This window comes from Rhizobium favelukesii, from assembly GCF_000577275.2.
GTDB classification, from domain to species: Bacteria; Pseudomonadota; Alphaproteobacteria; order Rhizobiales; family Rhizobiaceae; genus Rhizobium; species Rhizobium favelukesii.
Genome location: NZ_HG916852.1, coordinates 4,012,850 through 4,027,259, shown reverse-complemented (window position 1 = coordinate 4,027,259; position 14,410 = coordinate 4,012,850). Strand labels below are relative to the sequence as shown.

The window sequence follows — 14,410 nt, the reverse complement described above, 5'->3', positions numbered from 1 at the left end:
GCCTTAGTTTTCTCAGCGCATGAGGCGGACGATCAGTCCTTTGCGCGCTCGACGTAGGAATTGTCTTCCGTGGCGATAACCACGCGTGTGCCGGCGTTGATATGCGGCGGCACCATGGTGCGCACGCCGTTCGACAGCATTGCCGGCTTGTAGGAGGAAGAAGCCGTCTGGCCCTTAACGACCGGTTCGGTTTCCGTAATTTCGAGGGTCACATGGCGCGGCAGCTCGAGCGCAAGCGGAACGCCTTCGTGGATCGACAGGATGCAGGTCATGCCTTCCTGCAGATAGGCCTTCTGATCGCCCATCGTTTCATCGTTCACGACCACCTGATCGTAGGTCGCCGGGTTCATGAAGTGGAATCCTTCACCATCTTCGTAAAGATACTGGAAATTCACGTCTTCGACGAAGGCGCGCTCGACCTGTTCGGTCGTACGCCAGCGCTCAGCGACCTTAACGCCGTCGACGATACGACGCATGTCGACCTGGGTAACCGGCGTGCCCTTGCCCGGATGGAAGTTCTGGGCAGTCAGAACGACGTAGAGCTTACCATCCACGTCGAGAACGTTGCCCTTGCGGACGGAAGAGGCGATGACCTTGACCATTAAGACTTCCTTGTAACTCGGCTTTTGGCGTCGTAGAGGACTGTCGATACAGCCTCAAAGACGCAATTGATTGTTCTTTTGGGGCGCAACTAACCTAAAATCCGGCAAATAGCCAGCCCCAGCGTTGGCTAGGTCGGTCAGGACAATGCCGATGAAGCCCTCGATCGCCAAAGTATCGCCGTGGTGGACGCCGAGCGTGCATTTGGACCGTCGCCCGTTCCTGATTGGGCGGAATGCGATCCAGTCTGCACTGCGTGGCTACTTCCTGAGCGAGGATTTTCTGGAAGTCGACACCGCCACGCTGCAGGTGTCGCCAGGCAACGAGGCGCATCTTCATGCGTTTGCCACCGAAGCATTGACGACCGACGGTCAGAAGGCGGCGTCGCTTTATCTGCATACCTCGCCTGAGTTTGCCTGCAAGAAATTGCTTTCGGCCGGAGAGCAGCGCATCGCCTGCTTCGCGCACGTCTACCGCAATCGCGAGCGCGGTCCGTTGCATCATCCGGAATTCACGATGCTTGAATGGTATCGTGTGGACGAAAGCTACGAGAGCCTGATGATGGACTGCGTTCGCATTCTGGCGCTTGCTGCAGAAACCACGAAGACGAGACGCCTGACCTATCGAGGTAGCGAGTGCGATCCGTTCGCGGGGCCGGACCGGATAAGCGTTGCCGCAGCTTTCGACCGCTATGCGGGTATAGATCTCCTGGCGTCCGTTGCGACCGACGGTGCGACGGATCGGGCGCATCTCGCCTGCGAGATGAAGCGGATCGGCATGCGCGTTGCCGACGATGACGGTTGGGCGGATTTGTTTAGCCGCGTGCTCGTTGAAAAGGTCGAACCTCAGCTGGGCTTCGGCCGCGTCACCATTCTTGACGAATATCCGGTGTCGGAAGCAGCTTTGGCGCGTCCGTCGGGACATAATCCTCGCGTTGCCGAACGTTTCGAGGTCTATGCCTGTGGTGTCGAGCTCGCAAACGGCTTCGGTGAACTCACCAATCCGGCGGAACAGCGCCGCCGCTTCGAGATCGAGATGTCCGAGAAGGCCCGCATCTATGGCGAGACCTATCCGATCGACGAGGATTTTCTGGACGCCCTTGCCATCATGCCGGAGGCGAGCGGTATCGCCCTTGGCTTCGACCGGTTGGTGATGCTGGCTACCGGGGCGTCGCGGATCGATCAGGTGATGTGGGCGCCGGTCGCGGAGTACGGCAGATGAATAGTGTCGGGCCTATCAAGACCGTCGAGGGTCTGGAACGCGCCGGGCTGCTCGGTCAAAGAGACCGGGAAGCGTTGGCGGAGGTTGCCGCCCATTACGCCATTGCATTGACGCCAACGGTCGCGGGTCTCATCGATCGCACGGACGCTGCCGACCCGATCGCCCGGCAATTCGTGCCGGACCCGGTCGAACTTATCGTTGCTCAGGAAGAGCGTGCGGACCCGATCGGCGACGAAGCCCACAGTCCCGTGCAAGGGATCGTTCATCGCTATCCCGACCGGGTGTTGTTGAAGGCCGTTCACGTATGCCCCGTCTACTGTCGCTTCTGCTTTCGCCGCGAGATGGTCGGTCCGCAGGGCCTCGGAACGCTGGACCCCGGGGCAATGACGGCAGCCTTTGCCTACATCCGCGACCACGAGGAAATCTGGGAGGTGATCCTGACGGGCGGCGATCCGTTGGTGTTGTCTCCGCGGCGGCTGGAAGAAATTCTTCGCCAGTTGGCGTCGATCGATCACGTGAAGATCGTGCGGTTCCATACACGTATCCCTGTCGTTGATCCGTCAAGAGTCGATGCGGCCCTGATTGCGGCGCTGAGAGCGAGTGGCAAAACTGTTTTCCTGGCCCTGCATGCCAATCATCCGCGCGAGCTGACGAACGAAGCGCGTGCGGCCTGCGCCCGCCTCGTCGATGCCGGAATAGTCATGATCAGCCAATCGGTGCTCCTTAAGGGCGTCAATGATGATCCGACCGTGCTTGCGGAGTTGATGAAGGCCTTTGTCGAGACACGTGTGAAGCCGTACTACCTGCACCATCCGGATCTCGCGCCCGGAACGAGCCATTTTCGGCTGACGATCGAAGAAGGACAGAAAATAGTCGCCGCTTTGCGCGGCCGGATTTCCGGTCTCTGCCAACCCACCTACATACTCGACATACCCGGTGGCCACGGCAAGGCGGTAATCGCTGAACAGTCGATCAGAAAGACGGGGGAAGGCTGCTATTCAGTTTCGGACTATCGCGGCGCCGAGCACCTTTACCCGCCTGTTGCTTAGTGAAAAATGGACGAGAGAAGTGTTGTTCTTGGACAATGTGTCGTAAGCCGCTCACACGACGTGTGAATGCAATTCTCGGACAAAATATTGAAATCTAACATAAGTTCTGCTTCCTCCAGTTTCCTTTATAAGAATTTAGCTGAGCTGCTTAGCTCGCTTTAACTACGTCATTTAGGAGAATTTTGTCTTTTCCAGACTACGCCTATTCCGAGAACAAGTCAGTTTCGCCACTCGAGATATGATCATCTTGGAGAAGTCATAATGAATACTACGATCCGTGAGCTCCTGGCCAAATTCGGAAAGCTTCCAGTCTCTGTCGATCAAGTCGCCGATGATGCCGACCTCTATGCGGTCGGCCTAACTTCGTTTGCTTCCGTGCAGCTTATGCTTGGCATCGAAGAGGCTTTTGACATCGAGTTTCCCGACAATCTCTTGAATCGCAGGTCTTTCGCCAGCATCGCGGCGATCGCGAAGACTGTCGACCAGATCAAAGATAGCCGGAAGGTCGCCTAAATGAACTTTCCGGTCAAAATCGCGCAAGAGGATCTTGCCGCCAGGGTCGCCCGCGTGTCCGCGATCGCGGCAAAGCATGCGGATTCCGTCGATTTTGATGGGAGGTTCCCGCACGAAGCCGTGGATGCAATGAAGGCTGGGCGGCTGCTCGGAATTCAGATCCCGCGCCAGTTCGGCGGTGAAGGCGCAACGATTGCGCAGATCGCCGAGCTATGCTCGATGCTCGGGCAGGCGTGTTCCGCGGCTGCCATGGTTTTCGCCATGCATCACATCAAGCTCTGCAGCCTTGTCGAGCACGGCGCCGAGAGTGAATGGCATCGGGCTTTCATGCAACGCGTGGCTGTCGAGCAATTGCTGATCGCGTCGGCGACGACGGAAGGCGGCATCGGCGGCAATCTCAGGAATAGCATCTGCGCCGTCGAGGTGGACGGTGACATTTGCCGTCTGGAGAAAGACGCGACGGTCATATCGTACGGCTCCTACGCCGATGCGATCATGATTACGTCGCGCGCCCACGCAAATGCGGCCTCTTCGGATCAGGTTCTGACCGTTTTCGTCAAGGAGCAGTACGCGTTGGAAAAAACGCATGCGTGGAACACGCTCGGCATGCGCGGTACGTGTTCGGACGGCTTCCTGTTCAAAGGCGAGGCGCCAGCCGAACAGATCCTGCCGAAGCCCTTTGCAGAGATCGCAGCTCAATCGATGCTGGCATCGTCGCATCTCCTCTGGAGCAGTGTCTGGTACGGCATCGCCGTCGACGCAGTGGGCCGCGCACAGGCATTCGTGCGCGCCGCTGCACGCAAGTCGCCCGGTGCGCCACCGCCCGGAGCCCTGCGACTGGCTGAGGTGTCCAACCTGCTGCAGATGGTTCGCTCGAACGTCGTGGCCGGCCTGAAGGCCTACGAGGATGCCAAGAGCGACGCAGACAAGCTATCCTCCATGGGCTTTGCCGTCACAATGAACAACGTGAAGATCGCCTCATCGGAAACGATTCTCGAAATCGTCAATCATGTGATGCTGATTTGCGGGATCATGGGCTACAAGAACGGCACGCCATTCAGCGTCGGCCGCCATCTGCGCGATGCCCATTCTGCGCAACTCATGATCTCGAACGACCGCATTCTCGGCAACACGTCGAGTATGCTTCTTGTCCACAAGCAGGACACTAGCCTACTGGGGTGACGACATGGACGTGCAGACAACGTTTCTAGACAGGCTTTTTCAATCTGGCCTCTTGATCGATACGGGCGTTGACGGTCTTTACGGGCGCAGCGGACAATTCGAAGACGTCATTGCCGCCTTCGAGCGGCTGATCGACAAGTTCGGCGGCGCCGACGGCGCTGAAGCGATGCGTTTTCCGCCCGGGATGAACCGCGCCTTCTTCGAGAAGAGCGGTTACATGAAGAGCTTCCCGCAGCTCGCCGGCACTGTTCACAGTTTCTGCGGCAGTGAACTCGACCACATCAACCTCCTTCAGTGCATGGAAGTGGGCGATGACTGGACGAAGGATCAGCAGGCAACCGACATCGTGTTGACTCCTGCCGCGTGCTATCCGCTCTATCCGACGATTGCTCGCCGCGGCAAACTGCCGATGAGCGGCGGCCTCTTCGATCTGCAGTCCTATTGCTTCCGCCATGAGCCGTCGCAGGATCCAGCCCGCCAGCAACTTTTCCGCATGCGCGAATACATTTGCATGGGTACGGAGCAGCACGTCACGGATTTCCGTCAAAGCTGGATGGACCGCGGCATCGAAATGATGAAGGCGGTCGGCCTGGATGTGACCATCGATGTCGCGAACGATCCGTTCTTCGGCCGCGCCGGCAAGATGCTCGCCAACAATCAGCGCGATCAGAACCTGAAGTTCGAGCTGCTCATTCCGATCACTTCGGTCGCGAAGCCGACGGCCTGCATGAGCTTCAACTACCATCAGGACGCGTTCGGCGCGAAATGGGACCTTTATCTCGAAGACGGCAGCGTTGCGCATACCGCCTGCGTTGGCTTCGGGCTTGAACGCATCGCTCTTGCCCTGTTCCATCACCACGGGCTCGAGGTCAAGCATTGGCCTTCCAAGGTGCGTCAAGCGCTGTGGGGCTGAACGGATCAATGAAAGCCGTCTTCCCGCAGCTGTGCCCGGACGGCTATCAGCCGCATGCGCTGCATTCCACCGAGCGCATGTGGCCGGAAACCAATTGCTACGTCGACCTCTGGATCGAAGTGTTGAACGCCGTCGGTGCCGCGCCGGAGGCGATGCTTGGCTTCACGCTCACACAAGACTTTGAAGGCGATCAATTCACGTTCTTCAAAGTGCCACTCGAGGATCTTGAGTCACTTTACGACATCCGCGTCACCGAACTTGCCATCTTCGACCGCGTCGAATGGCACGCCGAGGTGCAGATTGCGCGCGGGCGTCTTTGCCTCATCGAGATGGATTCGTTCTATATGCCCGATACGCAGGGCACTGCCTATCGGACCGAGCATGGCAAGACCACGGTAGCAATCAACAGGCTCGACTTTGCTGGCAAGCGCGTCGAATATTTCCACAATGGCGGCTATTTCGAGCTCGAGGGGGAAGACTTTGACGGGCTGTTCCAGCTGCATCTGACGGCAGAAGATCCGCCGTTTCTCCCCTACACGGAATTTGCGAAGTTTCCCGTTCGCATGCCTGACGCTGCTCGTATGAGCACTACAGCACGCAGACTTCTCGGACTGCACTTCAGCCGCAGACCCGTCTCGAACCCGATCTGCGCCTTCGCTGAAGTGTTTCCGCAGCAGGTGGAGGCAATGGCAGAGCGGCCTTTTGGTTTCTTTCACAAGTACGCATTCAACACGTTGCGTCAGTTCGGTGCCAATTTCGAGCTTGCCGGCGATCATTTGGCTTGGCTATCCGCCAGTGAATTCTCGTCCGCCATCGACGATGCGCGCCGAATTTCCGAAGTCGCAAAGTCGGTGCAGTTCCAGCTCGCCCGGGCCGTGACCCGCAAGAAATACGATCCGCTGCGCACGGCGCTTGATCCGGCAGCCGATGCATGGGATTCCATGATGGCTTCGCTCAAGGAGCGCTTGTGAAGCCGGGAGTCTGAGTATGCGGGGACGGTTGGCGAGTGTCGGTGCAGAGGAAACGCTGCTCGCCGAAGGGTGGAATCTGGTTCTGACGGAACCGGGCGCTTGTGCAACCCCACATGACATCCCCTTATCAGCACAGTTTATCGCCGCCGAAGTGCCAGGGACAGTTGCCGGTGCTTTGGAAAAGGCCGGGCACTTCGACCGTGAAAATCCGGAGCCGCTCGATACCCGCGATGCGTGGTATCTTTGCCGGCTTTTTGACGCGCAGCCCGGTGATGCGATCCTTCGCTTCGAGGGGCTGGCGACGCTGTGTCATGTCTTTCTCAACGGCCAGGAGATCCTGTCGTCGGAAAGCATGTTCACCATGTACGAGATACCGGTGACGCTGTCTGGCGGAGACGAGCTCGCGCTTTGCTTCAGAGCGCTTGCTCCGCGCCTGGCCGAACCCGGCCCACGCGCTCGCTGGCGACCGCAGATGATCACGCCGCAGGGCTTGAAGAACGTCCGCACATCGCTTCTTGGGCGCATGCCTGGCTGGTGTCCGGAAATTCATGCCGTCGGTCCGTGGCGACCCATCACGCTCGTCCGCCGCGATGTCGTTTCGATCGACAACGTCTCGGTGCGTGCCGTGCTTGAGTCGGACGGCACCGGGCGGCTGAGCGTTTCGCTTCATACGAATGTCGACAATCCGGACCTTGTGCTTGGCTGCGGAGATATTCGGCAGGCTTTCGAAAAGGTCGGAGAGAACCACTACTCGGCAATCCTCAGGCTGAAGGACGTCGATCTCTGGTGGCCGCATACGCATGGCGCGCCTCACCTTTATGACTTCTCGATCGTCGTTGACGGTGTTGAGCATCACGCAGGCCGAACCGGCTTTCGGCGCATCGACGTCGACCGCGGAGCGCACGGCGATGATTTTGCGCTGCTGATCAACGGCGAGCGCGTCTTTTGCCGTGGCGCCGTCTGGACGACGGCGGACATCGTTCGGTTGCCAGGTGGGAAGGCAGACTACGAGCCGTTCCTCCGCCTTGCGGCCCAGGCGGGCATGAACATGATCCGCATTGGCGCGACGATGGTCTACGAGACGCCGGACTTCTTTCAGCTCTGCGACGAACTCGGTCTGCTCGTCTGGCAGGACTTCATGTTTGCCAATTTCGATTATCCGAAGAACGACAAGGCTCTTACTGCCCATGTCCACGCGGAGGTCGAGGAATTCCTGCACGCCGTCCAGGGATGCCCGTCGCTGGCGGTGCTCTGCGGCGGCAGCGAGATCTACCAGCAGGCGGCCATGCTCGGATTGCCGCGTGAGTATTGGGCCGGCCCCATTACGGAGGAGATCATTCCAGCGATTGCCGGCCGTATGAGGCCTGACGTCCCGTATGTGGCGAACTCGCCCTCAGGCGGCGCGATGCCATTCTCTCCGAACGCAGGTGTTACCCACTATTACGGGGTGGGCGCCTATATGCGACCGCTCGACGACGCGCGACGCGCGAACGTGCGGTTCGCAGCCGAGAGCTTGGCTTTCGCCAATGTGCCGCAACAGCGAACGCTGCAGCGCCACCTCGATGCACCGCCAGTCCACAGTCCGCTATGGAAATCGCGGGTTCCCCGCGATCGCGGCGCGTCATGGGATTTCGAAGACGTCAGGGATTTCTATCTGGCAGAACTCTATCGCGAGGATCCGGCACGGCTTCGTCGCGAAGATCGCGAGCGGTACCTGGATCTTTCCCGCGTCGTCACCGGCGAAGTTGCGGAAGCGAGCTTCGCCGAATGGCGCCGCAACGGGTCGACATGCAACGGTGCACTGGTCTGGACCCTGCAGGATCTGATGCCCGGTGCCGGTTGGGGTGTGATCGATTCGACCGGAGAACCAAAGCCAGTCTGGTATGCCTTGCGCCGCGCTTTCCGACCGGTGCAGGTGGTTGTGACCGACGAGGGTACGAATGGCCTCGACATTCACGTGCTCAATGAGACCGAACACGCTCTCCAGCTTGATCTCGAGCTCGTTTGCCTGCGGCATGGCAAGCAGCACGTCGTTAGTGGCGGCCGCATTCTGACTTTGGCGCCGAGAAGCCGCGAGGCCTTTGCCGCCACCGATCTCTTTGGCGCATTCTTTGACACAACCTACGCGTTCCGCTTCGGTCCGCCTTCTCACGACGTCACCGTCGCTCGCCTGCGTCTGCCAAACGGTGGTCCTGTGGTCGCCGACGCCTTCCATTTTCCGTTGGGGCGCTCCAAGGCCTTTCACGACGCTGAAATCCAGGTGTCGGTGACGCGACAGGACGATGCGTGGGGACTCGATATCTCAGCCGACAGGTTCGCTCAGTCCGTCCACGTCAATGTCGATGGCTATCGACCAGATGACGATTGGTTTCATCTTGCGCCCGGCACCGCCAAACGCGTCCGGTTGCTTCCGCTGTCGAGATCGGCCGATGGAGACGCGCCTTGCGGTGAGATAACAAGCCTCGGCGGCTCACGAGCGCTTTCATTTTGAGGCTCTGCCTGCAACTTGTCCATTTGGTAAGCCGGATCGGCGGGCGCTTGAAAGCGGCTCAGAAAGCCTTGAAGGTCAGCGTCGTCAGCGAACGCACGATACCGGGGATGTTGGCGATGTTGTCGTTGATGAACTTGCCGATGTCCTGCCCCTCTTCGACATAGACCTTGAGCAGGAGATCATAGTCGCCGCTCGTCGAGTAGAGCTCGGAAGCGCGCTCTGTTTGGTAAATGGCATCGGCGACCTCGTAGGTCTTGCCGGGTGCGCACTGGAGCTGAACGAAAATGGGCTTCATGGGAGTTTCCTGCATCATATTTCTGGGTCGGCGCATAATGATCGAAAGCGCCATGTCGGCGCAAGCTGTTCCGTTAGATGGCGGCTTCTCGAACGATCCAGCGGCGAAATGCTTCCAAAGGCGCGTAGTCGGCCCGTTCTGTCGGATAGGCAAGATAGTAGCGCTCGCTGCTTTCCATTTCGCAATCGACGGCTGCAATCAGGTCGCCGCGCTTCAGCTCGTCGTGGATGAGAAAGGTCGGCAGCAGCGCAACGCCGAGACCTGCCATCGCCGCTTGGGCGGCGGTCGCGAACTGGTCGAAGAGCATGCCGTGCACGGTCTGAAAATTCACGCCATTTCCGGCGAACCAGCGCTCCCAGGCATCCGGCCGCGTCGTCAGATGCAGCAGTGAAACGTCGAGCAAATCTTGCGCCGTGGTGATCGCGTGCCGGCCGCGGAACCCGGGGCTGCAGGCCGGTACGGTCTTCTCCGACATCAAAAATGTCAGCTCCGCGCCAGGCCAATGCGGGTGGCCGAAGTGAATGGCCGCGTCAATGGAATCGAGCCGGAAGTCAAAGGGCGACAGTCGGGTGACGAGATTGATCGTCACCCCCGGATTGGCTGCGAGGAAGCCTCCGAGCCGGGGTGCCAGCCATCGTGTCCCGAATGTCGGGAGAATGGCCAGGTTGAGCGTACCGCCGTGCGGGTTGGCGCGAAGGTTGAGCGATGCGCTCGAAATGCGCCGCAGCGCCTCGCGTATCTCGCGCGCATAGCCGTCGCCGGCGAGCGTCAACCGCACGGTCTGGCGCTCGCGCACGAACAGTTCGACGCCGAGTTGCTCTTCCAGCGCCTTGATCTGGCGGCTGACGGCGCTCTGTGTGAGGTCGAGTTCGCGCGCGGCGGCTGTCACGCTGCCGGTCCGGGAAACGGACTCGAAGGCAACAAGCAAGGACGTCGACGGAAGAAAGCGTCGTGATGGCAGCATCCATCATTCCATTTCAGAATAAGCTATTTCCCAAATGTCGATATTTACGGCTTATCCGGCTTTGTAAAGTAATTCATCCGACAGAATCGGAATGAACTGGAAATGCGATCGATCTGCTGGACTCGCGATCCCGGGCTGCGATCGGCAGCCTGATCAGCGGTTTTACAAGCAATCGCGCGGCGCTAGAATGCCGCCAGTTTAATGGATGGATTTTGATCGATGCTGAACGATCCCCGTTCCCACGGCCTTTGGGAAAAGACCGCTCCTCAGCCGCCCGTGACATCTTCGCTCGCGGGGGCAGTGAGCGCTGATGTCGTCGTCGTGGGCGGAGGTTATACTGGCCTTTCCTCAAGTCTGCATCTGGCCGAAGCGGGCTCGAAGGTCGTGTTGCTGGAAGCCAAGGAAATCGGCTTTGGCGGCGCGGGCCGCAACGTTGGCCTCATCAACGCCGGCATGTGGGTCATGCCTGACGACCTTCCGGGTGTTCTCGGGCCGGTTTACGGCGAACGTTTGCTCGACCTGTTGGGTAATGCGCCGAGGCTGGTGATGGAATTGATCGCCAAGCACGGCATCGCCTGCGAGCTCGAACGAAACGGCACGCTTCACGTTGCCGTCGGTGCGAGTGGCTTGAAGGAGATCGAAAACCGCGCGCGGCAGTGGGCAGCGCTCGGAGCGCCAGTGACGCTGCTGGACGCCGCCGGGACAGCCAAGCGTGTCGGCAGCAATGCCTATACGGGATCATTGCTCGACATGCGCGCCGGTACGCTGCAGCCGCTCGCCTACGCCCGCGGTCTGGCCCATGCAGCGGTCAGGGCCGGCGTTTGTATCCACACATCGAGCCCCGTCATCGAGACCGAGCGAAACGGCAATCGCTGGACCGTAAAGACTGCAAAGGGTGAGGTGACGGCCGACTGGATCATCGTGGCGACTGACGCATATAGCACCGGTCCCTGGGAGGAGGTGCGCAACGAACAAGTGCACCTGCCCTATTTCAATCTTGCGACCAGGCCGCTCAGCGACAATCTGCGCGGTTCTATTCTCGCGGGGCGCGAGGGCGTTTGGGATACGAAGGAAATCCTGTCGTCCTACCGTATGGACCACGCCGGACGCTTGGTTTTCGGCAGTGTCGGTGCTCTGCGCAATACAGGGCTTGGGATCCACACGGCCTGGGCCAAACGGTCGCTGAAGAAGCTGTTTCCGCAGCTTGGCGATGTCGAGTTCGAATGTGAGTGGTATGGCAAGATCGGGATGACCGACAATGCGTTGCCCCGGTTCCACAGGTTCGCGCCCAATGTTGTCGGTTTCTCTGGCTATAACGGTCGCGGTATCGCGCCCGGTACGGTCTTCGGCCGTACGCTTGCCCGGCTCATCCTGGGGCAGACGACGGAAGCGGACCTGCCATTGCCGCTTACCGCCCCGTCCGAGCCGAGCTTCCGTGCAGTGAAGGAAGTGTGGTACGAAGCCGGCGCCCAAGTCGCCCACTTCGCCGACGCCCGTTTTTGAAAACACCGAGGTTGAACCAATGACCGTTTCTGCACTTGATCTCGCCACCAGGACGAAAGAACTGCTCGCTGAATTGGGTGTCGGTGCCGACCGCTATACCGGCGGCACGCTTCGTGTCAGCTCTCCGGTCACCGGCAAGGAGATCGGTGCGCTGAAGGAGCATTCGGGCTCCGAGGCAAAGGCCGCCATCGAGGCCGCCCACAAGGCATTCCTTGAATGGCGGGCCGTTCCGGCTCCGAAGCGCGGTGAACTCGTGCGCCTGCTTGGCGAAGAGCTCCGTGCTGCAAAAACCGCTCTCGGTCGACTTGTCTCGATCGAGGTTGGCAAGATCACCTCCGAGGGGCTCGGCGAAGTCCAGGAAATGATCGACATCTGCGACTTTGCGGTCGGCTTGTCACGCCAGCTCTACGGTCTGACGATTGCAACGGAACGCTCCGAGCACCGCATGATGGAGAGCTGGCATCCGCTCGGCGTCGTCGGCATCATCTCGGCTTTCAATTTCCCTGTTGCCGTCTGGTCCTGGAATGCCGCCCTGGCGCTTGTCTGCGGCAACTCGACGGTCTGGAAGCCGTCGGAAAAGACGCCGTTGACGGCCCTTGCCGTTCAGGTGCTATTTGAAAAGGCAGTGAAGCGGTTCGTTGCCGAAGGCGGGGCCGCGCCTGCCAACCTGTCGACGTTGCTCATCGGTGGCCGCGATGTCGGCGAAGTCCTCGTCGACCATCCCAAGGTGCCGCTCGTCTCCGCGACCGGCTCGACGGCCATGGGTCGCGTTGTCGGTCCTCGCCTGTCGCAGCGTTTCGCCCGCGCCATCCTCGAACTCGGCGGCAACAATGCCGCGATCATCTGCCCAACGGCCGATCTTGATCTGACGCTGCGCGGTGTTGCCTTCTCCGCCATGGGTACGGCCGGCCAGCGCTGCACGACGCTGCGCCGTCTGTTCGTTCACGAGAGCGTCTATGACCAACTCGTTCCGCGCCTTCGGAAGGCCTATAGCTCCGTGTCAATCGGCAATCCTCTGGAAGCCGGGACGCTGGTCGGGCCGCTGATCGACAAGCAGGCCTTCAGCAACATGCAGTCCGCTTTGGAGCAGGCGAGGGCGGCCGGCGGCAAAGTTGCCGGTGGCGAGCGCGTCGAAAACGGTGCGGAGGACGCTTTCTATGTCCGTCCGGCTCTCGTCGAAATGCCTTCCCAGACTGGCCCGGTCGAGCATGAGACGTTTGCGCCGATCCTCTACGTGATGAAGTACACAGACTTCGATCAGGTATTGGAACTGCACAACGCGGTGCCGCAGGGTCTTTCCTCTTCGATCTTCACGAATGACATGCGCGAAGCCGAGACCTTCGTTTCGGCTCGCGGTTCGGATTGCGGAATTGCCAATATCAACCTCGGTCCGTCCGGAGCCGAAATCGGTGGTGCGTTCGGTGGCGAGAAGGAAACTGGCGGTGGCCGCGAATCCGGCTCGGATGCCTGGAAAGCCTACATGCGCAGGGCGACGAACACGGTCAATTACGGCAAGACACTGCCGCTCGCACAGGGCGTGAAGTTCGACGTTGAATGATTGCTGCTCCATTGCAGCTGCAAGGGCGATGACATAACACGTCATCTGCCCTTTTTCTTCTGTGCGGGTTCCTCATGCATTTGACTTTGGCTGCGGCCGAAACGCTGGTTATCGATGCCCTGACGCGCAATCGCGTGGACGAGGCAAATGCGCGCTCGGTCGCCCGGGCGCTTGTTGCCGCCGAAGCTGCCGGACAGGGAGGCCATGGCCTGCGCCGTGTCGAGGCTTACGCAAAGCAGGCGAAGGCGGGCAAGGTCGATGGATTTGCCAAGCCGCAGCTCGAACGTCTGTTTCCCGCGGTCGTGCGGATCGATGCCTGTTATGGCTATGCCTACCCTGCGTTCGATCTCGCCGCCTCGGTTCTTCCCGAGATTGCCCGGGAGCAGGGCATTGCCTTGGCGGCAGTTCGCCGTTCGCACCACGCCGGCGTCCTTGCCTTGACCGTTGAGCGGTTTGCGGAAATGGGGCTTGTCGCTCTGATGGTCGCCAATGCCACAGCCTCCATGGCAGCCTGGGGCGGGCGCAAGCCCGTGTTTGGAACGAACCCCATCGCGTTTGCCGCGCCGATCCCGGAGACCGACCCTCTCGTCATCGACCTTGCACTCTCTCGGGTCGCCCGCGGCAAGGTGATGGCCGCGCGCCAGAAAGGCGTCGATATCCCCGCGGATTGGGCTTTTGACCGGAACGGTCAGCCGACGACGGACGCTATTGCCGCGCTCGAGGGGACGATGGCCCCATCTGGAGAGGCCAAAGGTGCGGCGTTGGCGATGATGGTCGAAATCCTCGCCGGTGGGTTGACCGGGGCCAACTTCTCCTTCGAGTCCTCGTCGCTGTTCGATGACAAAGGTTCGGCGCCCGGTCTTGGACAGATGCTGATCGTTATCAACCCGGCGGCCAGCGGTGGAAGTGGTGTTGCTGAGCGATTGGCCATGCTGGTGGGCGAGATCTCATCTGACCCCGGCGTTCGGCTCCCGGGGCGCCGCGGCCAAACGGCTCGTAGACAGGCGCTGGAAAGCGGCATCGAGGTCGAGGGTGAAGTTATTGCCACCATCCATTCGCTCTAGCTAGAACGATTCTAAAGTTGATGAAAGATTTCAAGTATTCGTGATCCCTGAACCATCTCCAAAACTTGAAATTCCAAATCAACAAA

General features: G+C 60.0%; 13 protein-coding genes. 10 read left to right on the top strand and 3 right to left on the bottom strand.

Features of this window, described 5'->3' with window-relative positions:
- Window positions 1-32: 32 nt before the first annotated feature.
- Window positions 33-602, bottom strand: coding sequence for an elongation factor P (efp, locus tag LPU83_RS58420; RefSeq protein ID WP_024315381.1), 570 nt, complete (start codon window positions 600-602; stop codon window positions 33-35).
- A gap of 151 nt (window positions 603-753) precedes the next feature.
- Between efp and epmA the strand changes: the two genes are divergently transcribed.
- From epmA to LPU83_RS58385, 7 genes are all read left to right on the top strand, one after another.
- Complete coding sequence (epmA, locus tag LPU83_RS58415; protein ID WP_024315380.1) at window positions 754-1,821, top strand: EF-P lysine aminoacylase EpmA; 1,068 nt, start codon at window positions 754-756, stop codon at window positions 1,819-1,821.
- Window positions 1,818-2,870: a lysine-2,3-aminomutase-like protein gene (locus LPU83_RS58410; protein ID WP_024315379.1), complete on the top strand. Its 1,053-nt coding sequence runs from the start codon at window positions 1,818-1,820 to the stop codon at window positions 2,868-2,870. Before epmA ends, LPU83_RS58410 begins: the two co-directional genes overlap by 4 nt.
- 261 nt (window positions 2,871-3,131) lie before the next feature.
- Entirely contained in the window at window positions 3,132-3,383 is a 252-nt protein-coding gene (locus LPU83_RS58405; RefSeq protein WP_024315378.1) for an acyl carrier protein, read from the top strand.
- Window positions 3,384-4,565 (top strand): acyl-CoA dehydrogenase family protein, encoded by a 1,182-nt coding sequence (locus tag LPU83_RS58400; RefSeq protein ID WP_024315377.1) that lies wholly within the window; start codon window positions 3,384-3,386, stop codon window positions 4,563-4,565.
- Between the two features lie 4 nt (window positions 4,566-4,569).
- Window positions 4,570-5,478 (top strand): amino acid--[acyl-carrier-protein] ligase, encoded by a 909-nt coding sequence (locus LPU83_RS58395; RefSeq protein WP_024315376.1) that lies wholly within the window; start codon window positions 4,570-4,572, stop codon window positions 5,476-5,478.
- An 8-nt stretch (window positions 5,479-5,486) separates the two neighbouring features.
- The gene (locus tag LPU83_RS58390; RefSeq protein ID WP_029710076.1) at window positions 5,487-6,449 is read left to right on the top strand and encodes a DUF1839 family protein; all 963 of its coding nucleotides are present in this window, start codon (window positions 5,487-5,489) and stop codon (window positions 6,447-6,449) included.
- A 16-nt stretch (window positions 6,450-6,465) separates the two neighbouring features.
- A complete protein-coding gene (locus tag LPU83_RS58385) occupies window positions 6,466-8,940 on the top strand; it encodes a glycoside hydrolase family 2 protein (protein ID WP_024315374.1) in 2,475 nt (824 codons plus the stop codon).
- Window positions 8,941-8,998: 58 nt separating this feature from the next.
- Here LPU83_RS58385 and LPU83_RS58380 read toward each other — a convergent pair whose 3' ends face one another.
- Both LPU83_RS58380 and LPU83_RS58375 read right to left on the bottom strand, forming a co-directional pair.
- Window positions 8,999-9,235 carry an Lrp/AsnC ligand binding domain-containing protein gene (locus LPU83_RS58380; protein ID WP_024315373.1) on the bottom strand — a complete coding sequence of 79 codons (237 nt, stop codon included), beginning with the start codon at window positions 9,233-9,235 and terminating at the stop codon, window positions 8,999-9,001.
- A 73-nt stretch (window positions 9,236-9,308) separates the two neighbouring features.
- A complete protein-coding gene (locus tag LPU83_RS58375) occupies window positions 9,309-10,199 on the bottom strand; it encodes a LysR family transcriptional regulator (protein WP_024315372.1) in 891 nt (296 codons plus the stop codon).
- Window positions 10,200-10,418: 219 nt separating this feature from the next.
- Between LPU83_RS58375 and LPU83_RS58370 the strand changes: the two genes are divergently transcribed.
- The 3 genes from LPU83_RS58370 (at window position 10,419) to LPU83_RS58360 (ending at window position 14,324) form a co-directional block, all read left to right on the top strand.
- Window positions 10,419-11,702, top strand: a complete 1,284-nt coding sequence (locus LPU83_RS58370) for an NAD(P)/FAD-dependent oxidoreductase (RefSeq protein ID WP_024315371.1) — start codon at window positions 10,419-10,421, stop codon at window positions 11,700-11,702.
- Window positions 11,703-11,721: 19 nt separating this feature from the next.
- Window positions 11,722-13,260, top strand: a complete 1,539-nt coding sequence (amaB, locus tag LPU83_RS58365) for an L-piperidine-6-carboxylate dehydrogenase (protein WP_024315370.1) — start codon at window positions 11,722-11,724, stop codon at window positions 13,258-13,260.
- Window positions 13,261-13,334: 74 nt separating this feature from the next.
- Complete coding sequence (locus tag LPU83_RS58360) at window positions 13,335-14,324, top strand: Ldh family oxidoreductase (protein WP_024315369.1); 990 nt, start codon at window positions 13,335-13,337, stop codon at window positions 14,322-14,324.
- Window positions 14,325-14,410 lie beyond the last annotated feature (86 nt).